Annotated in this window: 15 protein-coding genes; 4 read left to right on the forward strand and 11 right to left on the reverse strand. The window is 57.8% G+C overall.

The genetic code is table 11. The features are described 5' to 3' along the window. Positions 1 to 111: 111 nt before the first annotated feature. The 3 genes from ACQKP4_RS06090 to ACQKP4_RS06100 all read left to right on the forward strand — a co-directional run bounded on the left by ACQKP4_RS06090 (position 112) and on the right by ACQKP4_RS06100 (position 4,605). A complete protein-coding gene (locus tag ACQKP4_RS06090; RefSeq protein WP_427631338.1) occupies positions 112 to 1,041 on the forward strand; it encodes a LysR substrate-binding domain-containing protein in 930 nt (309 codons plus the stop codon). Between the two features lie 9 nt (positions 1,042 to 1,050). Beyond that, positions 1,051 to 3,126, forward strand: coding sequence for an ATP-dependent DNA helicase RecG (gene recG / locus ACQKP4_RS06095; protein WP_427631340.1), 2,076 nt, complete (start codon positions 1,051 to 1,053; stop codon positions 3,124 to 3,126). A gap of 78 nt (positions 3,127 to 3,204) precedes the next feature. Next, positions 3,205 to 4,605, forward strand: a complete 1,401-nt coding sequence (locus tag ACQKP4_RS06100; RefSeq protein WP_427631342.1) for an HDOD domain-containing protein — start codon at positions 3,205 to 3,207, stop codon at positions 4,603 to 4,605. Between the two features lie 126 nt (positions 4,606 to 4,731). Here the strand turns inward: ACQKP4_RS06100 and ACQKP4_RS06105 are convergent, their stop codons facing one another. Both ACQKP4_RS06105 and ACQKP4_RS06110 read right to left on the reverse strand, forming a co-directional pair. Then, positions 4,732 to 6,084: a hypothetical protein gene (locus ACQKP4_RS06105; protein WP_427631344.1), complete on the reverse strand. Its 1,353-nt coding sequence runs from the start codon at positions 6,082 to 6,084 to the stop codon at positions 4,732 to 4,734. Between the two features lie 202 nt (positions 6,085 to 6,286). Continuing rightward, entirely contained in the window at positions 6,287 to 6,670 is a 384-nt protein-coding gene (locus tag ACQKP4_RS06110) for a helicase (RefSeq protein ID WP_427631346.1), read from the reverse strand. Positions 6,671 to 7,172: 502 nt separating this feature from the next. Between ACQKP4_RS06110 and ACQKP4_RS06115 the strand changes: the two genes are divergently transcribed. Then, the gene (locus tag ACQKP4_RS06115) at positions 7,173 to 7,553 is read left to right on the forward strand and encodes a DUF6124 family protein (protein ID WP_427631348.1); all 381 of its coding nucleotides are present in this window, start codon (positions 7,173 to 7,175) and stop codon (positions 7,551 to 7,553) included. Between the two features lie 72 nt (positions 7,554 to 7,625). On the opposite strand, the gene ACQKP4_RS06120 is transcribed toward ACQKP4_RS06115, so the two are convergent. The 9 genes from ACQKP4_RS06120 to ACQKP4_RS06160 all read right to left on the reverse strand — a co-directional run. After that, on the reverse strand, positions 7,626 to 8,996 hold the full coding sequence (locus ACQKP4_RS06120; RefSeq protein WP_427631350.1) for a lysozyme inhibitor LprI family protein: 1,371 nt from the start codon (positions 8,994 to 8,996) through the stop codon (positions 7,626 to 7,628). 40 nt (positions 8,997 to 9,036) lie between these two features. After that, the gene (locus ACQKP4_RS06125; protein ID WP_427631352.1) at positions 9,037 to 9,492 is read right to left on the reverse strand and encodes an XAC2610-related protein; all 456 of its coding nucleotides are present in this window, start codon (positions 9,490 to 9,492) and stop codon (positions 9,037 to 9,039) included. 314 nt (positions 9,493 to 9,806) lie between these two features. After that, on the reverse strand, positions 9,807 to 10,334 hold the full coding sequence (locus ACQKP4_RS06130; RefSeq protein WP_427631354.1) for a hypothetical protein: 528 nt from the start codon (positions 10,332 to 10,334) through the stop codon (positions 9,807 to 9,809). Between the two features lie 13 nt (positions 10,335 to 10,347). Continuing rightward, positions 10,348 to 13,053, reverse strand: a complete 2,706-nt coding sequence (locus ACQKP4_RS06135; RefSeq protein ID WP_427631356.1) for a hypothetical protein — start codon at positions 13,051 to 13,053, stop codon at positions 10,348 to 10,350. 51 nt (positions 13,054 to 13,104) lie between these two features. Beyond that, positions 13,105 to 15,150: a type VI secretion system tip protein VgrG gene (locus ACQKP4_RS06140; RefSeq protein ID WP_427631358.1), complete on the reverse strand. Its 2,046-nt coding sequence runs from the start codon at positions 15,148 to 15,150 to the stop codon at positions 13,105 to 13,107. Positions 15,151 to 15,178: 28 nt separating this feature from the next. Further along, positions 15,179 to 16,180: a serine/threonine-protein kinase gene (locus tag ACQKP4_RS06145; RefSeq protein ID WP_427631360.1), complete on the reverse strand. Its 1,002-nt coding sequence runs from the start codon at positions 16,178 to 16,180 to the stop codon at positions 15,179 to 15,181. Continuing rightward, the gene (locus ACQKP4_RS06150; protein ID WP_427631362.1) at positions 16,177 to 16,905 is read right to left on the reverse strand and encodes a PP2C family protein-serine/threonine phosphatase; all 729 of its coding nucleotides are present in this window, start codon (positions 16,903 to 16,905) and stop codon (positions 16,177 to 16,179) included. Before ACQKP4_RS06150 ends, ACQKP4_RS06145 begins: the two co-directional genes overlap by 4 nt. Continuing rightward, positions 16,905 to 20,444 (reverse strand): type VI secretion system membrane subunit TssM, encoded by a 3,540-nt coding sequence (gene tssM, locus ACQKP4_RS06155; RefSeq protein ID WP_427631364.1) that lies wholly within the window; start codon positions 20,442 to 20,444, stop codon positions 16,905 to 16,907. The genes ACQKP4_RS06150 and tssM overlap by 1 nt, the downstream gene beginning before the upstream one ends. A gap of 13 nt (positions 20,445 to 20,457) precedes the next feature. Then, the coding region (locus ACQKP4_RS06160; RefSeq protein ID WP_427631366.1) for a DotU family type IV/VI secretion system protein at positions 20,458 to 20,745 on the reverse strand (288 nt) is incomplete at its 5' end.

Raw genomic sequence — 20,745 nt, forward strand, 5'->3', positions numbered from 1 at the left:
TGCCAGCGGCAAACACACATTACCCGGTGTCACTCAGCACACGCAGTCTGATAACGTGCGCCTATCGATTGCAGCCGGTATGCTTGGCCCGCAACTTCATGGACGCTTGCTATGACTCTCACAGAATTACGCTACATCGTTACCCTCGCCCAAGAGCAGCATTTCGGCCACGCGGCCGAGCGTTGCCACGTCAGCCAGCCGACCCTGTCGGTGGGTGTGAAAAAGCTTGAAGACGAACTCGGTGTGCTGATTTTCGAGCGCAGCAAGAGTGCCGTGCGCCTGACCCCGGTCGGCGAGGGCATTGTCGCCCAGGCGCAGAAAGTTCTCGAACAGGCCCAAGGCATTCGCGAACTGGCCCAGGCTGGCAAGAACCAGCTGACCGCCCCGCTGAAAGTCGGCGCGATCTACACCGTTGGCCCGTACCTGTTCCCACACCTGATTCCACAACTGCACCGGGTCGCCCCGCAGATGCCGTTGTACATCGAAGAAAACTTCACCCACGTGCTGCGCGACAAACTGCGCAACGGCGAGCTTGACGCGATCATCATCGCGCTGCCGTTCAACGAGGCCGACGTCCTGACCCTGCCGCTCTACGACGAACCGTTCTACGTCCTGATGCCGGCCCAGCACCCCTGGACGCAAAAAGAATCCATCGACGCCAGCCTGCTCAACGACAAGAGCCTGCTGCTGCTCGGCGAAGGTCACTGCTTCCGCGACCAGGTCCTGGAAGCCTGCCCGACCCTGACCAAGGGCAACGACGGCGCCAAGCACACCACGGTGGAATCCAGCTCCCTGGAAACCATCCGCCACATGGTCGCGTCCGGCCTCGGGATTTCGATACTGCCGTTGTCGGCCGTCGACAGCCATCACTACGCCCCCGGCATCATCGCAGTGCGACCCCTGACGCCGCCGGTGCCGTTTCGCACCGTGGCCATCGCCTGGCGCGCGAGCTTCCCGCGGCCGAAGGCGATTGAAATCCTCGCCGACTCGATTCGCCTGTGCTCGGTGGCCAAGCCGGCCGCGCCCGTGGTCGCGGCTTAAGTCGCGGTCATGACCGAGTTGTCGCAAGTGTCGGTAACGGCACTCAAGGGTGTCGGCGAGGCCATGGCCGAGAAACTGGCCAAGGTCGGCCTGGAGAATCTGCAGGACGTGCTGTTCCACCTGCCGCTGCGCTATCAGGACCGCACTCGCGTGGTCCCGATTGGCCATTTGCGACCTGGGCAGGACGCCGTGATCGAAGGCACCGTCAGCGGCGCCGATGTGGTCATGGGCCGCCGCCGCAGCCTGGTCGTGCGGATTCAGGACGGCACCGGCGGGCTCAGCCTGCGCTTCTATCATTTCAGCAACGCCCAGAAAGAAGGCCTCAAGCGCGGCACGCGAATCCGCTGCTACGGCGAAGCGCGGCCCGGCGCCTCGGGGCTGGAAATCTATCACCCGGAATACCGCGCCATCACCGGCGACGAGCCGCCGCCGGTGGATGAAACGCTGACGCCGGTGTACCCGCTCACCGAAGGCCTGACCCAGCAGCGCTTGCGCCAACTGTGCATGCAAACCCTGACGATGCTCGGCCCCAGCAGCCTGCCCGACTGGCTGCCGACCGAGCTTGCGCGCGATTACCAACTTGCGCCGCTGGCCGATGCGATCCGCTACCTGCATCACCCGCCTGCCGATGCCGACGTCGACGAACTCGCCCTCGGTCATCATTGGGCGCAGCACCGCTTGGCTTTCGAGGAACTGCTGACGCATCAACTGTCCCAGCAACGCCTGCGCGAGAGCATGCGCTCCCTGCGTGCGCCGGCGATGCCGAAAGCCACCAGGCTGCCGGCCAAATACCTGGCCAACCTGGGCTTCGCGCCGACCGGCGCCCAGCAACGGGTCGGTAACGAAATCGCCTACGACCTGAGCCAGCACGAACCGATGCTGCGCCTGATTCAGGGCGACGTCGGCGCAGGTAAAACTGTGGTCGCCGCCCTCGCCGCCCTGCAAGCGCTGGAGGCCGGGTATCAAGTCGCATTGATGGCGCCCACGGAAATCCTCGCCGAACAACACTTCATCACCTTCAAGCGCTGGCTCGAACCGCTGGGCATTGAAGTCGCGTGGCTGGCCGGCAAGCTCAAAGGCAAAAACCGCGTGGCCGCGCTGGAGCAGATCGCCAGCGGCGCGCCGATGGTCGTCGGCACCCACGCGTTGTTTCAGGACGAAGTGCAGTTCAAGAACCTGGCACTGGTGATCATCGACGAACAGCACCGCTTCGGCGTGCAGCAGCGCTTGGCGTTGCGACAGAAGGGCGTCGGCGGACGCATGTGTCCCCATCAACTGATCATGACCGCGACGCCGATTCCGCGAACGCTGGCCATGAGCGCCTACGCCGACCTCGACACCTCGATCCTCGACGAACTGCCACCCGGTCGTACGCCGGTAAACACGGTGTTGATTACCGACACCCGGCGCGTTGAAGTCATCGAACGCGTGCGCGGCGCCTGTGCCGAAGGTCGGCAGGCGTATTGGGTGTGCACGCTGATTGAAGAGTCCGAAGAGCTGACCTGCCAGGCCGCCGAAACCACCTACGAAGACCTGACCGCCGCCCTCGGCGAGTTGAAGGTCGGGCTGATTCACGGGCGCATGAAGCCAGTGGAAAAAGCCGCCGTGATGGCCGAGTTCAAGGCCGGGAACCTGCAACTGCTGGTCGCGACCACGGTGATCGAAGTCGGCGTCGACGTACCCAACGCGAGCCTGATGATCATCGAAAACCCCGAGCGCCTCGGCCTCGCGCAATTGCACCAGTTGCGCGGCCGTGTCGGTCGAGGCAGCGCCGCCAGCCATTGCGTGCTGCTCTACCATCCACCGCTGTCGCAAATTGGCCGTCAGCGCCTCGGTATCATGCGTGAAACCAACGACGGTTTTGTCATCGCCGAAAAAGACCTCGAGCTGCGCGGCCCCGGCGAAATGCTCGGCACGCGCCAGACCGGCCTGCTGCAATTCAAGGTCGCCGACCTGATGCGCGACGCCGACTTGCTGCCCGCCGTGCGCGACGCCGCCCAGGCTTTGCTGGAGCGCTGGCCGGACCACGTCAGCCCGTTGCTCGACCGCTGGCTGCGTCACGGGCAGCAATACGGCCAAGTGTGAGCACCGTCGCAGTTTGTGGACGATGCTTTTAAACAAGCTGGTTATACTCCTGCAATTGTTTGAATACGGATACAGACCATGACTGAAGCTGCCCTCGTCCCCGACCCCCTGCACGCTCCGTCTGTTATTCGGCTGCTGCTGGGCAAATTGGGGATTGCCTACGAAGAAGTACTCGACCACCACGGCCTCAACGCCTCGCGCAAAGTGCAGGCTGCTCTGGTGGACGACGCGGTCGGCGCCTTGATGGTGCTGTTCCCGCAAAGCCAGTTGCTGGACCTCAATCGCCTCGCCGAACTGACCGGTCGCCGCCTCACCGCCGTGCCCACCGAACGCCTGGAAAAGATGCTCGGCAAACACAGCCTGAACATGCTGCCGGGCCTGCCGGCGCTGACCAGTTCACCGTGCCTGTACGAAGAAAGCCTGCTGCGCGAACCGAAGTTGCTGATCAACTCGGGCGAGCCGGGCCTGCTGCTGGAAATCACCAGCGAAAACTTCAAGACCATGCTGACCAAGGCCAGCGCCGCCAACTTCGGCGAGAACCTGACCAGCATCCGCCCCAACCTCGATCGCCCCGACGATGACCGCAAGGAAATCACCCAGGCCGTCCAGGCGTTTACCGCGCGGCGCATCCAGCAACGCCTGGAAGCGACCATCGAAATTCCGCCGCTGGCCGAGACCGCGCAGAAAATCATCAAACTGCGCGTCGACCCCGACGCCACCATCGACGACATCACCGGCGTAGTCGAAACCGACCCGGCGCTGGCCGCCCAGGTCGTGAGCTGGGCCGCGTCGCCGTACTATGCGTCGCCGGGCAAGATTCGCTCAGTGGAAGACGCCATCGTGCGCGTGCTGGGTTTCGACCTGGTGATCAACCTCGCGCTAGGCCTGGCCCTGGGCAAAACCCTGAGCCTGCCCAAAGACCATCCGCAACACGCCACGCCGTACTGGCAGCAATCGATCTACACCGCCGCCGTCATCGAAGGCCTGACCCGCGCCATGCCCCGCGCCCAGCGCCCGGAAGCCGGCCTGACCTACCTCGCCGGCCTGCTGCACAACTTCGGCTACTTGCTGCTGGCGCACGTGTTCCCGCCGCACTTCTCGCTGATCTGCCGCCACCTGGAGGTCAACCCGCACCTGTGCCACAGCTACATCGAGCAACATTTGCTCGGCATCAGCCGCGAACAGATCGGCTCATGGCTGATGCGCTACTGGGACATGCCCGAAGAACTCGCCACCGCGCTGCGCTTCCAGCACGACCCGAACTACGACGGCGCCTACGCCGAATACCCGAACCTCGTCTGCCTGTCCGTACGCCTGCTGCGCGGACGCGGAATCGGTTCCGGTCCGATTGAAGACATTCCGGAGGCGTTGCTGGAGCGCGTAGGCCTGACCCGTGAAAAAGCCGACGACGTCGTCACCAAAGTGCTTGAGGCGGAAGTGCTGCTGCGCGAACTGGCTTCGCAATTCAGCCAGGCCTGAAAGCATCGTCGGCTCGCCGCCCCGACCAAGCCTGGCCCCCACAGGAATCACCAAAGCCTGTAGGAGCCAGGCTTGGTCCGGGACGCGACCCTACGAAGACTCCCACCGGCCTGCCTCACGCTCATCTCAACTGAGGTAGCGCAGCGCCCAGCCACCGCGCAGTTCAAAATCTTTAGAAAAAATCCCGCAGACAATGATCCGACCATCCTCCATCACGGCCATGTCCTGAGCCGACTCGAACGCTTCGTCTTCGTTGAAAACGGTAAACCCCTTGCCGTTAAAGGCTGGATCCAGGGAGCCGTCAGGCAGATAGCGGGCCGTCACCGCTGAATGCTCAGCATTGTTAGCACCCAGGCGCGTAGTGCCGACGACGACGATCGAGCCATCTGCCGGTGATGCGCAGCGCCACCACCTCAGCCCTTCAGATACCACTGGCGAGCACAATGGCTTCCCACCGTTAAACAGAAGATTAGGAGACCCGCTGTCATTTAGAACAGCGATCAAACCGTTGATGACTGAGTCTCGAACGGCATAGCCGACTACAACAATCTTTCCATCGGAATCCCTTATCGATATAGCCGCCAAATCAATCAGGCTGTCGTTCGGGATGGTCACAACAGCACCGGCATTAAAACTTCGATCAACATGCCCGGCTGCGTCGAATCGTATCAAGTAAGCCCCTCTAGGGCTCGGACTTGCGCCGCTGTAATAGCCCCCAACTAACACTTTGCCATCCTTCTGCACCGCGACGACGCTGCCGTGATTAGCGGTATTCGGGATACTTTCAAGTTCGACAATCGCAAAACCGGAACTATTAAACGTCTGGTCGTCCGAACCGTTGGAATTAAGGCGTAGAACAATCCCTTTGGCTTTTCCGGAAGCATCCCAAACATTGCTGACCAGTACGATTTTATTGTCCGACTGCTGAACAGCAAAATTCACGCTATTTCTTATAATTTGCGGTTCCGATGAAAAAGTCGATTTCTCGTCCCGCTCAGCAGCGCTCTGCGGCACAACCTGGTATTCGGTTCCCCCCAGACGCTTATAAGGAATGTAACGCGAACCCTCCTCGCCAAAAGACGTATCCAGCCGCCCATTAGCGAACTGTCGAACAAGAAGCAGGCCGTAATCACCCGAGGACGTGGACTGGTACTCCGCAAGAATCAGCCATCCGCCATCGTTTAATTCGCGCAACCCGATTACTTTGGCAAGACGAGCCTCTTTTAAAGCAACCTCGACGAAACCGGTTTGTCTTTCTCCAAACGTACCGTCAAGCGTTCCGTTCTCATTCAATCGTGCGACTACGAATAGAGCATCGTCTCCCAGCAGTGGGATGACTACTAATAGCTTTTTCTCGGGCAATGCGAGAACAGCTGCCATGTCATACCCGGAAATTTCCGGGAAATTTCGAAGTATGCCGCCCTCGCCGAAAGTTGGATCCAACGTGCCGGCGCTCATCGTATTAAGTGTCTGAGTCATGATCTTGCTCCATCAAGCGGTATGAGAATCCACCATGGATCTCAAGCGCCAGTAGAGCATCAAAGAAACAACCTGCCACCTGACAGAAATGACAGTAATAGGCCCTATTTAAAGGCAAAACGCTAAAGTAACGTGACACCTAAAACATCGTTCAAGGGCTAGCCGGCTGTACAGAAACAGGCCCGCGTAACCCCTGCTTAATTCAAGCTTTAGGCTTGGCTTTCTTTGGCTTCAAATACTTGGTCAACCCCTGAAACCAGATCACCAACGCCGGGTTGCCCTTGATCTGAATCGACTTGTCCTGAATCCCCTGCATAAACGCGAGTTGCTTGTTCTTCGCCTGCATCGTGGCAAAGCCATACGCCGCGTCTTTGAAGGCAATCGCAAACGCCGGCTCGGCATACACGCCCGACTTGCTGGTAATGCGCTGATCCTTCACAAAGAAATGCCGCGCCACTTTCCCGTCCAGGGTCTGTAGCTGGAACACCAACTCCTTGTCACCCAACTGCTGCTGAAACGCAGGATTAGTCCGACTGGCCTTACCCATCAACAAACCCAGCATCCACAGAAGAAAACGAAATTTCATGCGTACAGCCTCAAGAGAAAAGTGAACGGCCGGCGCAGTGTAGCGGCTTCAAGCGAGAACGCCACTGTTGTGCAGTGATAGCGGAAGATGCCGTAGTTTTTGACGCTGATGACTACCAAGTCATTGACGAAACGAGGTTGTTTAAAAGCGTGAAGATTTTGATCTTTCTACGCTCGACGCCATCGGATATTTCCTTCAACACGTGGTGCTGTTCGTGAACTAGGCAGCCTTTGGCTTCGCCGATAGTCTTTGTTCGTTACCGCAAAATCGGTGACACGGACGTGCAAGTCCGGTACATATCGCCGCACGGTCGCCAAACCGAACATCGAGAGTCTTCCTGCTCGATGTAAATGCTTCATGGCGGCTGTGCGTGGGAGGTCCCTTTGGGGTCTGCCGGGGTCCGATATGCCCGGTCTTGCACACCTGCGCACGGCTGCCACCCTCATTCGAATGCAAGCGAAGAGGAGACAGCTACATCTAAAACACATATCGGAAATTACTAATGATCAAGCCAACACCCAATCCACCACAAAACGAAGCCACCTCCCCCTACGAATCCCTCGATTCGAAGAAACTCCACGAAGCCGCCGAACGCGCCCTCAACCACCATTTCGCACCATTGCCTGAGAAGCCCAAACCTCGTAAAGGCAACCTCTTCACCGTCTCCCCCGACATCGACACCGAAGCTCTATTGGCGAATGCCTCCGAAGACCTGCTGTCCATCAGCGCCATCGCCGCCAACCTGGCCGACGATGTGGAAGGCCCGCTGCGCTCCGTAGCACTGGCGCTCAGCAGAATGTCGGATGGGGTTCGGTTACTTGTGGAGCGAGCGCTGGATCATATTGATTCGTCGAATCCGGCGGAGCATCGGGCGAAGGTGTAGTAGAAACCATGAAGGGGATTTAATGTCCCCTTCTTTGATTCAGATGTATTAGTCACATCCGCACTCGGAGCATCAGATGCAGTGACTTGCCTTGATCGATTCTGCACCTTGCGATCCCAAGCGCCCTACGTTGTTGATACCCTGCGGATTACCTTTATCAGCTGACAATTGATAACAGGCCAGCGCCCGGGACATATCCTTTGTTCCTAAGTCGCCACTCTCAAAATAGGAACCCAGAATGTTCATCGCCTCTGTCGATCCCATGGAAACCGCACGAATAACTTCCCTTTCCGCTTGCTCGGGATGCAAGCAAGGGCCGTTATAGTCGGTGGAGTTACCGTTACAAAAATACGCGGCATAACCCAGCGCCCCGTCCGGTAGAGTCGTCGCTGCCGCTTTGAACAACGCTTCAACCTTGATGGTTTCTAACTGAGGAGCCATCTGCGAAAGACTTAATCTTGCCGCCGACAAACTCGCCTGTGGATCACCCGACGCGGCAGCACAAACATAGTTTTCCAGAGACGCTTCAATCAATTCCCCAGTCAGACGGTATTGTTGAAGAAACCCTAACCCACCCAAGCCCTCGGCACGCTGATAACAGAAGTCCTCGACACGGCTCATTCCGGGTCTACTGGATGCGACAAGCTCCTTCTCGCTGATCGACCAATCCTCAATACCCACCATTGCCCAGCATGATTTTTTAGCGAAGTTAAAAATCTTGATGTTGCTATTACCTGCCCGTTTATCCACAACGTTCATGTGATTGTCGTCGACCGACTCGATCTGAAGCCCCGCAGTCTTGCCTTCCATCGCACTCATCAATGGAAACGCCAAACCGGAGCCAGTTTCCGCAGTAATGGAGGGCTCGAATCGGCCCCGGTCTTCTGTGCGCTTTAACACCAGAATCTTCACTGCTGGCGCAGTTAGACGCCTCTGGGACTCAGGATTCGCGGAAAACACCGGTAGAAATTGAGCAAAGTTCTCAGACGGACACGAGACATCTGACCCGCGCCCTACAGCCGAACCACTCACGATGTCGGGTGCGATACCGTCCAGAAACACCGAACGCTCGCGACTCATTCTTGCGATGCAATTGTTCACGGTCGTCACATAGGCAGAAGTACCAGGCTTGATCTCAAACGCTTCGAGCGGGCAATTCGCATCGCGCAACTTCATCCACGCGCGCTGTGCGTCTTTGACCTTCGCCGTATAGGCCGTGCCTGTGTCGGGTTCGGCTAGATATTGGGTTTCGAGCCGAGCCATCAGTTGGTGATAACTCATGTTCAACTGCGAATCTGCGGCAACCTTCGATACCTCTGAGCACTTATCAATTTGTTGGCTTGCGGAGATCTTGTTGCACTCATCCTGAGCAAGTGCCGTTGAAACCGGCAAAACGGCCAGGCATGTCAGCGCACAAAAAACGCCTAAAACGAAACGTTTCACGATTTTCTATCCTTGATCTATTCAGATGAAATCCAAGAACTTAATCTGGGGAAAAAATGGTGACACAGAGCTTTGGCTCACTCATTTCCCAGTAGGTACTGAGCAGAGTTCTCTTGTCGCGCTCTATGCGCAAATTGACGAAATCGTCGCCACAAGCTGGAGTCAGCTCTTTGAAAAAATCTGCTTCGGGCTGGTAAACAAAAATCCTGTGAATGGTGTAGGTGCCCATTCCGTCATCGATTTGCCAGACCGCAAAATCATTTACACCGTCAAAATTGAAATCGTCTATTTGCACATGCAGTTCGTTTTCAGCTTGAAAAGCGATTGTCCGAGATTCGCTATGTGTATCGCTTTTAACAGCGACCGTTAACATTGAGCCTTCCAGCACGAGCGTCGCTTCAACGTTTTTCGTTGGGCTAAAAGTAGTTGCTTCGGCAAATACAGGTGCCGTCCACAGCAGGCTGAGCAATGATATGGCTAAATACTGGAATCTCATGTCCTCGCTCTACTCCCAATTCCATCCGGTATCCAAAGAAGAGTCGGAGACGACACCAACTCATAGACTCCATTCCTTTAACGGTTCATGGGTGAAGGAAAAGGGGACGGATTTATTTATTGGAGACCGCATATCATAAATAAATCCGTCCCCTTTTCACCCTGAAATGCGCGACAAGGAAGCCGCTGACTGCACTTTTGCCCACTACCTCCCAATCACTTACGAAAACCGTGAATCCGGGAACAAGCCACGTTTACGCACAAGTGATAAAGCGTGGCGTTCCCCTATGGCACGCAAAAAATTGCCAGCCATCACTATTTAGCAGCGTTAATATAGGACTTGATCAAACCTGCATTAACATAAGGGAAATGTTGCTCCTCACCTTCTTGATACCCTTCCATCCCACTCAAGTTCTTATCAAACCTGACAAGCTTATTCACGACCAATTTATTGTCCGAACCTTTTTCATACCCATAAACTTGATAAAGGGTTCCGTACGTTCCAATTCCTCTGCTCGTGATTTCCCAAGAAACCAAAACAAGTACATTTTTCTTACCCTTTACCGGATAAAAGAAAATCGACTCGATTTTTGGGTCCGAGCCCGCCACATCATATTTATCGACAAGATTTCTATTTTTTTTATTATCGACACCAACAACATCCAAAACCAAAGAAACCGGAAACTCTGCGCTCCCTGTCTGCAAAAAGGACAGCTCCCCTCCCTTTACAACATTAGTTTTAAACGGCCCCTGAATCACTCGACCCTGAAGGTAATCTACATCTTGAGCACTGCTGGAATTTGATATAAGAAAAACGAAAGCAAACATGAAAAAACGGAGCATAGCGAATGACCTCTTAGTTAATATTCATTAGTGCAGCGAGGGCTTGGTATCTATTGTTCCTGTCCGTATACCCGTTTTGACCGCCATTCACCATTTGTGTTACGTCAACCACGCTGCCTACCTTGGCGACTTCGCACAATTTTGAGCCTCCCTGACCAGTTTTGGTAAACCAGAAGACGAAAGCGGACTCAACACCGTATTCGGTTGAGGATATCAGGAGATCCGGATTGGCCAAAAAATCCTGAATATCCGAAGGGTTTCGCTGATTATGGACATTAGTGAATCGTTGATACTCTGATTTACCGGTTACTTGCAACATTCCACGGCCACGATATCGATAACCGTCTCGACTAGCCTCATTGCCATTACCCATTCGGTCCGCGTAAACGTAACTGGCAAGATTTTCAGCATTCATCGCGTAATGACTTGTTTCTGACCAAAGCTTGCTTCTCAACACACCAAAATCGCAGCTATCCGTTTGCTCATTATAGCCATTCACATTGTTATGCCGTCTGCATCCATAGGTTTTTTTCATTTGTCTGGCACTATAATTCAAGCCCTCTTCAATAATCCTGAATTGACTTTCATGGCCAACTTGAGAGAGAAAATGTGCAATAGCTTTAGGTTGCTCAAGCTTATACGCCGCAGCATACTTATTAAGATAGGGTAAAATATTCGAGTGATGTGCTTCCGCCCCTGCTGGGTTAGCCGCCCTAAGCATTTCCAAGGTAATCAGATCACGTGGCGCAGTGAAATTGCCAATAAGCGCAATCGGATGAATATGCCGAACATTAGTATCACTGGTAATTCCATGTTGCCCGACAAGCTTGTCCCACCAGCTCAACTTCTTAATTCTTGCCTTTTCTTCCATCCATTCATCATGTGGCTCTGATTCACTGTGACCCATCAATTCATCCAGAGAATCCCATTTTTCTTGTTTGAATTGCCACTCGTTTTCATAGCGTGTAACCATCTGAGAAATTGGCTGTGCGAACCATGGCTTACTCAAAGCCTCTTTTATTTCCGAAGGCGTGAGCTTTTTATCGCCGTTTCTGTCTAGAATTTTGTAAAGGTTTTGCTTTGTAGAACTTTCTTCGGCGTTGCCGATATTAGGCTGGTAGTTCGCTTGTTCTTCCTCACTAAGACCTTCCTGTGCATGAAGAAACGCGGCCAAATGATCCACGTTACTCCCGGCCTCATCTATAAAGCTAAAACCTTCCCACTCAAAAGGTGAATGGCGCGACAAGGTAGTGTCAGGCTCTGCAAACCATCCGTTAATCTCATTCCCTTCGGCATCCCCCAGCAACCCATCCAGACGCCACCAAAGCGTGTAGGTGGTGGTTTCACCCATCACAATAGGAACTTTTATCTTTTTTTCCGCTGGTAGCGCGTCCAACACCCCGACGGGGATAAAGAAGTCATTGCCAACCTTTTTGTGAGTATCTGTCACCTTAGGAGGATTTGTTGCGCTCATTCCTTGTGTGTGAGTGATCAACACGCTGTATTTTGGAATTTTTACGAGCGTTTTTCCGGCGGCTGGCATCCCCGCCGCTTTCTCTTTACTCAGTTCGGTAAATGCCTTTACGTCTTCGCAGCTAAATACCTCAACGTGCAACAGATTCTTTGGCGCCGAATCCGAATGGTTTTGATATTTGCCCACGTGACCGATCAGACTCCCCGCCGTAATCGGGAATGGAGTCGCCAAAACATGTACTGAGTCCTTTTCGGCTGGCTCACTTTTGGCTTCAAGTTGCCCCTCCCAGACATACCCAAGCACATCTGCAGGTGCCAGCGGAGGAACAGCATTCCCGCTGACAATCTCCAACAGTTTCTGGTACTTGCCACGCGTCCCGTCGCTCCCGATTCTGACTTGCGTGCCGTGGGGCAAAATGGCTTTTGCAGCGCCTGACTGGCTTGCAGAAGCGCGAACAACCAGACCTTTCTGAGGTGGATTCATCGGGTCTTTTGCAGCGCAGCCAATGACGTAAGTGTTGGGTGTCGGGCCCGCCGTCATTTCTCTCTTGAAAACCCAGCCTGCGCCGGGTTGAAGATCGGTATTAGCCGGCGTGACGCTGACCACCTTGAGCCAACCATTTTGCTCTTCACCCGTCTCGACGACCGTACCGCGGCTCAAAACCGTCAGCACGGTTGCGTACCCTGGCTTACCACGCGGTTCCTGACGAACGCGCAAACCGAGGATTTCGTCGTCGGCCGTTGTTTTGACCTGCAACGTACCACCACCCCAAAAGGGCGGTCGCGACAATGCTGGAGTTTCTTCGTAGTTCCTCCACTGCAACAAATGCATGTAAAGACTGAAAAAGTTCAGGCTTGGTACAGGCGCGGGAGGCGCCGCAGGCGATCCAGCCGCCGGGGGTGCAGGCTGCACCGGTACTTCCAAACGGTGCTTAACCAGCACAAAACCAGTCGAGAACTCGGACTCTGCCGTACCGTAGGCCGACTTCGGGTAAGTACTATCAATACGGTAAGCGACTACTTCACCATCCGCGATGCACTTGACTTCCGCCAAATCCGGCACCAAACCCGAGGCTTCGTCGAAATGAACACCACCATGCCAAAGACCATTGGCACCCAACGGGTAGAAACCATCTTTGGCCTTGGCTAGAGCTTTGTAGAACTGCTGCGGATCTGTCGCCCCGGTCGCCCCTGCTTTTAATGGATACGACCATTTTTCTACTTTCTTGCTGGTTGTCTCTGTCATTACCAATTACCTGAATTCTGATCCCTGGTGGCTTGGATTGCCGTCGATGTCTTACCCAGAAAAATTGAGCATCCGCTTCGGTTTGCGCTTGATCTGCTCCTCAGACGCATTCCCCAACGCCTGATCCATCAAACTCCCCGCCTTATCCTTATCCGCCGCCCCCGGCAGCACCGGCGGTTTTATGCCGATTCCAGTCCCCGAGCCCGCCGACCCTCCCGCATTAATTTTGATAACCGGCCCAACAACAGTCACCCCACCGCCATCCAGCTTGATAAAGCTCCCGCCCCCCAAAATGGTCAGCTCCGACCCAGCCTCAATGACAATCTTTTCCCCAGCCTTCACATGAATTTCTTTCCCAACACTCGTCAGCTGCGCAGTCCCCAGCTTCACATGCTGGTTCTGCCCAATCGTCAGGTGATCATCCAGCCGCGTTTCAACCTTGCGATCCGCAATGGTGGTGCGATGCTCTTCGGCCTTGAGCTCGGTGTAAGTGTTCTTAACTACCGTGTCATGTCGCTCGTTACCGACACGAATCTTCTGGTCGTGCTCAATGTTTTCATCCCAATCCCGTTGGGCGTGAATGAAGATCTGCTCCGCGCCTTTCTTGTCTTCGATCCGCAACTCGTTGAACCCGCCGCCCCCCGGTGAGCTGAGGGTTTTGAAGACGGTGCGGGTTTTGTTGGCCGGCAATTCGTAGGGAACCTGGTTTTCCTTGTGGTACAGGCAACCGGTCACGAGTGGTTGGTCGGGGTCGCCTTCGAGGAAGGTGACGAGGACTTCCATGCCGATACGCGGGATGACGATGGCGCCGTAGCGGTCGCCGGCCCAGCTCGATGAGACGCGCAGCCAACAGCTGGTTTTATCGTCGGCCTGGCCTTCGCGGTCCCAGTGGAATTGGACCTTGATGCGGCCGTATGGGTCGCAGTGGATTTCTTCGCCTTTGGGGCCGGTGACCATGGCGGTCTGGCTGCCGAGCACGCGTGGTTTGGGGTGGCGCAGCGCCGGGCGGTGGAACACGGCCCACGGGGTGGCGAGGAAGCGGTTGCGGTAGCCCTGGTGGAAATCGTCTTTGTTGTCGGTGGTGTCGCTGGTCACGGACTCTTCGAGGACTTGCGGTTGTTTGCCTTCGTGGACGATTTCGGTGAGCAGCCAGAGGTCGTTCCACTCGGTGCGCGGGTGGTCGGAGATTTCCAGGAAGTGGCCGCTGAGCAGCGTGGTCTGGTCGCCGTGGCCTTCGGCTTGTTGATAGTCGGCGCGGTGGCGTTCGAGGGCGCGCTGGCTGAGGAATTTGCCGCGCGTACGGTCGAGGAAGCGGCCGGGGTAGTCGTAGTCTTCGAGGTCCGGCTCGGTGCTTTCGCCGTCGGGCTTGTACGCCGCTTCGAGTTGCAGACGCGGCTTTTCAAAGTCGTAGTCGCGGCGCGTCACGCGGCCGGTGCGGGTTTCCAGGCGCAGCTTGAAGCCTTTGATCACCGGTTCGTCGGCGACCATGCCGCTGCCCTGCACGTACGCGGTTGGCTGCCCGAGTTTGCGGAACACGGTCTGGTCGTCACCGAAAACCAGCAGATGACCTTTGGGGTTGTGCTGGAAGTGGTAGTGAATGCCTTCCTCTTCGCACAGGCGCTGGACAAAATGCAGGTCGGTTTCGTCGTACTGCACGCAGTAGTCGCGGTCCGGGCACGGCTTGCTGAGCTGGAAGCTGTAGGCGTTGCCTTTGATGCCGTGCTCTTCGAGGATCAGCGCGATGATTTGCGGCGCGGACATCTGCTGATAGATGCGCTGGTTGGTGCGGTGATGCAGGTATTGCAGTTGCGGCATCAGCGAGATTTTGTAGCGGGTCAGGCGCTTGCCGGCATCGCCTTGGGCGACGCGGTAGATCTGGCCGTGGATGCCGGAGCCGTGCGGATCGAACGCCAGGAACGCCTGCTTGTGCAGCAGTGTTTCCAGGTCCAGGTCCGGGTTTTCGCTGACCAGTTCGAGGTCGAAGCGATAAGGCTGGCTGATGCTTTCAGTGCCGGTGAACGCCAGTACTTGCAGGTTGCCGGTCTGATCGCCGTCGACCGTCAGGCTGAAGTGCGTTTCGTTAGCGGGGTTGAACATGGCTTGCTCCCTGTTCGGTAGTCATCCGTTACGCCCGCAGTCGCAGACGTTGCAGCAAAGACGAAGTGGCGCCCATGGCGGCACGCAGTTGTGCAGCGGTAATCGTTCTATCAGCCGCGTTGAACGCCAGCGCCGTTCGCAGGGCTGGCCAGCAGTGTTGCGGTAGATTGCGCGGTGCGTGCAGTTCGCGGTCGAGGTGCGCGTCGCGGGCCTCGATTGACGACAAGCGGCGGAACGGGTGTTTGCCGCCCGCCAATTCGTAGAGCACGCAGGCCACGCCGTAGACGTCGGCGCTGGCGGTCAGCGGCTGGCCTTCGAGCAGTTCCGGAGCGGCGTAGCCGGGGGTCCAGGCGTTGAAACGGTCGCGGCTCAGGTGTGGCAGGCCGGGCAAGATGCCCTCCTCGGCCTGGCCCAACCCGAAGTCGAACAGACGCACGCCGTCTTCGCTGAGCATCACGTTGCTCGGTTTCATGTCACCGTGCAGCACGCCGCGAGCGTGGGCGTAGGCCAGCGCGTCGAGCAGCGGCAGCGCGATGTCACGCAGTTCTTTCCACGGCAGGCCCAGCGGCCGCTCGCAGAGCAGTTTGTCCAGGGTCAGCCCACGCATGAGTTCCATGGTGATGAAGGCGCGCTGGCAATCGGTGTCCACTTCAAAGCTGTGCAAACGCAGCACGTTGTTGTGGCGCAGGCGTCGGGTCAGGGCGAACTCGCTGTAGAGCAAGGCGCTGGCGTCCGGCGATTCGGCAAATTCTTCGCTGAGGATTTTCAGCGCGAGGTAAGGGTCGGGATCGCCGAACTGTTCGCTCAGCAAGTCCCGAGCGCGGTAAACCGCGCCCATGCCGCCAGCCCCAAGCAAGCGCTCGATGCGGTAACGGCCTGCGAGCACCTCGGGCATTTCGCCGACACTGGCCTTGGTCGGCGCCAGCGCGGGCTCAGCCTTATGCGATTTGGCGAACGCAAAGTAAGTCAGGTTGCTGGCCTCCTCGTCGGTCACCAGCAGGTCGTCGAGCGGCGGCATGAGTTGGGTCATTGGCGGATCACCACGGCAGTCAGGTTGTCCCGCGCCGAGCCACGCAGGGCGCCGTCGAACAGACGCTCCAGCGCAACGTGCGGCGCGGTCAGGCTCAGGGCATTGCCCAAGGCATCGCTGCTGAGCCCTTGGTACAAACCATCGCTGCACAACAGAAACGTATCGCCGGGGTAAACCTCGAGTTCGAGCACGTCCAGCGTCAGCACGTCAGCTGCCCCGACCGCGCGGGTCAGGGCATGGGCCGATGGATGCGCACGGGCGTCTTCGAGGCTCATGTTTTGCTCGTCGATCAGTTGCTGTTGCAGCGAATGGTCCTTGGACAGCTGATACAACCGTTGGCCGCGCCACAGGTAGCAACGGCTGTCGCCGGCCCAGATGCAGGCCGCGCGATTGCCTTCCACCAGCAGCGCCACCACGGTGCTGCCCATGATGCTGTCATGGCGCCCGGCGCTGACGGTCAACTCCTGGCCCAAGCGACGATTCAACCAGTGCAGGCACTGGCGAATACCTTTGAGTCGTTCGTCGAAATCGTCCTGCACCGGCAATTCCGCCAGGCTGGCGACGATCAACTGGCTGGCGATGTCGCCCCCCTGGTGACCGCCCATGCCATCCGCGACCACCCACAGCCCCTGCTGTGGACAGTCGAGGAAAGCATCTTCGTTGCGCGCCCGAACCTTGCCGGCGTCGGTACGCGCAGCGCTGCGCCAGGGCGTGGCAACCAGCATCAGAGCTGCACCGGCATACGGAAGGTGCGCAGCACGCCCATATCGAACGGGTTTGGCGTGCGCTGGCTGCTGAGCAGGTAATTGGCACGCAGGCCGCCCACGTCCGCTTTCAGTACCAGCACGTCGCGACCGCTCAGGTATTCGGTCTGCATCAGGTCGAACAGACGGAACAGCGACCATGGGCCGGTGTTCTTCTCGATACCGATCGGGCGGCCGACCATTTTGTCGAGGACCAGGCTGGTGCGACCGTCTTCGGCGTCGGTCGGCCATTTGAACGACACCGGCACGATCGGACCATGGCGGTATTCGATGGTCTTGTCGCCGAACTTGAACTCGGAACGGCTGACCGCCGGGTCGAGAGTGTACGGCTCCAGTTTGAACTGCACTTGCGGCTCGGCCGGGTTGGCGGCGAAGAAGCTCTGGCGGATCACTTGGGCGGCGGCCATCTGGTCGAGGTAGACCTTGGACACCGGCAGGCTGTGACCGTCGATGCTGCGCATGCGGTAGTTACCCGGATCACCGCTGACGAACGGACGCATGTAGGTCTCGAAGAAGCGATCGTTGATGCCCTGCGCCTTGAAGAACTCGCGGAAGTCGCTGATCGCGACGTCGCTGGTGCTGTGGGCGCTGAACGGGTAACGCTTGTTGATCGCCTTGCCGTAGAAGCTGTACAGCTCGCTCTGATAACGCTGGTTCAGGTACTGATAGGAATTGTTCAGCACCAGGCGCCAGGTGTCTTCGGCCAACACGTTGAACCAGACGCTGACCGGACGCGGCAAACGGTTGGACGCATTGCGCAAGCTGCTCAGCGCATCACGCTGGCCGCTCATGCGGGTCTTGGCCATTTCGAAGGCAGCCTGGTCTGGCGAACTGGCACGGGCCAGGCTGGCGACTTGCATTTGCAGGTCGTTGAGCGCGGTCAGCGCCGGGGTCAGATCAGCGGCCGGGCCGTTGTTGTCATCCAGCAGACGGTGCAGCGGTTCGAAGCGCCGTTGCAGGGATTTCTTGGCGGTGTCCGGCAGGTTCTTGGCAGCGGCCATGTCCGACGCTTTATCCGCCGCAGCCGACGCCAGTTTGCCGACTTTGCCCAACTTGCCTTTCTGGTCTGCCAGTGCTCCGGCAGCATCGGCGGCTTGATCAGCCGGTTCGGCTTCCGCCGGGAACCGGGTGTTCTCGCGCACTTCCACCAGCAGTTGCAGCACCGGGGAGTTGGCCGAGGTCAGGCCCGCCAGTTGCTCGGCGCCTTCACTGAAATCGCTGATCGGCGGCAGTGCAACCTGACCGACCGCTTCGCTCCAGAAGTTGGCGTAGTCGCGGAAGTACAGTTGCTCCAGTTCGACCATCAGGCGACGCAAGTCCATGCCGCTGATGCCCGAGCCTTCGCCCAGCACCCAGTTGTCACGCAGCAGGTCGGTGACCAGCGTGGCGCCCTGGACCGAAAAATATTGCTGATAACCCTGTTGGGTGTAGAAGCCCGGGATCGCGTAATCGGTGCCGACAAACAGCGAAGCCTGCGGGCCGATGTGTTGGCTCAAACGGTATTCCGGCAGGTTGCGCGCCTGTTCGCGCAGCATCCGGTACACCACGTTGGCCAGCGACTCGCTGCGCAGAACCTGGCGCGCTTGTGCCACCAGTTGATCGTTCAGCGGGTAGATAAACGGCTGCTTCAACAAACGCTCGAAGTGTGTGTTCAGACCGTTCTGCACGGCGGTGTTGCCGGCGTAGCGCTGGGACCATTCGGTGGCGACCCAATCCTTGAGCCACGGGCCGTCGCGACGGTCTTTCATGTTCAGCATCAGGTACGCACGCAGGCTGTTGAGCAGGCGTTCGCGGTCCTTCATGTTGGCGCGGATCTGACCTTCCAGCAGCGTCGCGACCTTCGGCAGCAGTTGCGCTTCAAGCTCACGCTCGTAGGCGTCCCTGACCACCGGATTGACCTCTTCGCCCTGGTACAGGCCGCCGCGCTCGTGATAACTGACGTCACCTTTTTTCGGGAACACCTGAGTCGCGGCGTAGCTGGTGTCGAGGGGTTTGAGCACGGCCATGGAATCATCGCGCGCGTTCAGCGCCGAACGCTGTTGAGTCCAGTTGGTGGCCAGGTTGCGCAGGTTTTCCAGACGTTCATAGTTGGCGGAGAAACCACCGGCCCACAGCATGCCGAACAGCGCCAGCGCCGCCAGTGCACCGACGTACAACGCACGTTGGCCCCAATGGATGCGGCTGCGTTCGCGCTTGTCCAGACCGGCCAGATCGGCCTCGGGAAAAATCACCCGGCTGAGCAAATGGTGGATAAACCGCGAGCGGCCGCTGCGCAGGGTCGGCAGTACGCCGGCGTCGATCCCCAGATTGGCGCCGATGCCGGCGGTGGTCTGGTCCATCTCTTGCGTCAGGTGCGGTGCGCTGGTCAGGTAGAAACCGCGCAACTGGCTGACACGCTGGTAGCGGTTGCCGGTGAACGCCATGTCGACGAACAGGCACATACGCTCGCCGATCTGCCCCAGTTGATGCGGGAAGTCGAGGATACGGCCACGGCGCTGGGTGTCGCGCTCCTGGTGCATGCGCATGATCACTTGGCTGTTCAGGCGACGCAGCAGCTCTTCGAACTCGGCGCGCAATACAGCCACGTCGGTGCCGCTCTGCTCTTTGCGAAAACTGGTGCCGAGCACCTGATCGCTTTCTTCGCGGGTCAGTTGATCGAAGAACTCGTCGAAACCGAGCAGCTTGTCAGCCTTGCTCAGCACCAGATAAACCGGCACGTCGACGTGCAGTTTTTGATGCACGTCCTGCAAGCGAGAACGCACCAGACGCGCCAGGGCGTCCAGGTCCTGCTCGGTGTTGCCCATCAGCATTTCAACGGGGATGGTCACCAGCACGCCGTTCAACGGACGGTTGCGGCGACGCTTGCGCAGCAGCTCCAGCAAGGTGTTCCAGGCGCTGCTGTCGACATCGGCATCCGTCTGGCTCAGGTAGCGCCCGGCGGTGTCGATCAGCACACCGTGGTCGGCAAAATACCAGTCGCAATGACGAGTGCCGAGGGTGTCACGGGTCAGTTTGCGGTCGATCTTGTTGATCGGAAACTCAAGGCCCGAGAAGTCCAGCAGGCTGGTCTTGCCGCTGCCCTGCGGGCCGATCAGCAAGTACCACGGCAAATCACTGCGCCAGCGCTCGCTGCGACCGCGATACAGGCTCGAGGTCTTCAGGGTTTTCAACGCGTCCTTGAAGCGCACGCGAAGCTCTTTCTGCTCTTCGTCGATCAGGTCTTCACGGCGAAGACGGTCCTGGCCGTCTTCGGATTCTTCGACAGCCTTTTTACGCACACCGGCGCGCCAGCTGACGAAGACCATGGTCAGGCCCCAGATCAGGAACAGCACGCTGATGGTCAATAAACGGGAGGTCGAACCTTCCCAGAACTTGTAGTCATCCACCGCCAGCAGCGGCCCGACGAACCACACCAGCAGCGCGACTAACAGCACCACCAGCAAGGACCAGACCCAGGTCTTGCGCAAAAATGCGCCGACTTTCTTGAAAAACTTTTTCATCACACGTCCCTGTTTACGGCTGCGACTGCGGCTGGACCGCGGCCGGATCTAGCTGCTGAAAAGGTTGCAGAACGGTTTCGCGTTGCTCGCCCAGCACCCAGGCGAAACCCGAATACATCACCACCAGGCAGACCACGGTGAACAGCACCACCATCCACGCCGGCACGATGCGCACCAGACTGCGGCGCTGATCGTTCAAGCCTTCCCAGTGCGGCGACAGTTCACGCGGCACGTCGCCACGCAACTGACGAATCTGCCGATACAAGGCGTCGCGGATGCCTTCGAGTTCGAGCATGCCGCG

Source organism: Pseudomonas sp. NPDC086278, assembly GCF_050280905.1.
Lineage (GTDB): Bacteria > Pseudomonadota > Gammaproteobacteria > Pseudomonadales > Pseudomonadaceae > Aquipseudomonas.

Bases quoted from the DNA above. Each gene is read 5' to 3' on its own strand.
- ACQKP4_RS06090 (WP_427631338.1), top strand. From the start codon at position 112: ATGACTCTCACAGAATTACGCTACATCGTTACCCTCGCCCAAGAGCAG.
- recG (WP_427631340.1), top strand. From the start codon at position 1,051: ATGACCGAGTTGTCGCAAGTGTCGGTAACGGCACTCAAGGGTGTCGGC.
- ACQKP4_RS06100 (WP_427631342.1), top strand. From the start codon at position 3,205: ATGACTGAAGCTGCCCTCGTCCCCGACCCCCTGCACGCTCCGTCTGTT.
- ACQKP4_RS06105 (WP_427631344.1), bottom strand. From the start codon at position 6,084: ATGACTCAGACACTTAATACGATGAGCGCCGGCACGTTGGATCCAACT.
- ACQKP4_RS06110 (WP_427631346.1), bottom strand. From the start codon at position 6,670: ATGAAATTTCGTTTTCTTCTGTGGATGCTGGGTTTGTTGATGGGTAAG.
- ACQKP4_RS06115 (WP_427631348.1), top strand. From the start codon at position 7,173: ATGATCAAGCCAACACCCAATCCACCACAAAACGAAGCCACCTCCCCC.
- ACQKP4_RS06125 (WP_427631352.1), bottom strand. From the start codon at position 9,492: ATGAGATTCCAGTATTTAGCCATATCATTGCTCAGCCTGCTGTGGACG.
- ACQKP4_RS06130 (WP_427631354.1), bottom strand. From the start codon at position 10,334: ATGCTCCGTTTTTTCATGTTTGCTTTCGTTTTTCTTATATCAAATTCC.
- ACQKP4_RS06135 (WP_427631356.1), bottom strand. From the start codon at position 13,053: ATGACAGAGACAACCAGCAAGAAAGTAGAAAAATGGTCGTATCCATTA.
- ACQKP4_RS06140 (WP_427631358.1), bottom strand. From the start codon at position 15,150: ATGTTCAACCCCGCTAACGAAACGCACTTCAGCCTGACGGTCGACGGC.
- ACQKP4_RS06145 (WP_427631360.1), bottom strand. From the start codon at position 16,180: ATGACCCAACTCATGCCGCCGCTCGACGACCTGCTGGTGACCGACGAG.
- ACQKP4_RS06150 (WP_427631362.1), bottom strand. From the start codon at position 16,905: ATGCTGGTTGCCACGCCCTGGCGCAGCGCTGCGCGTACCGACGCCGGC.
- tssM (WP_427631364.1), bottom strand. From the start codon at position 20,444: ATGAAAAAGTTTTTCAAGAAAGTCGGCGCATTTTTGCGCAAGACCTGG.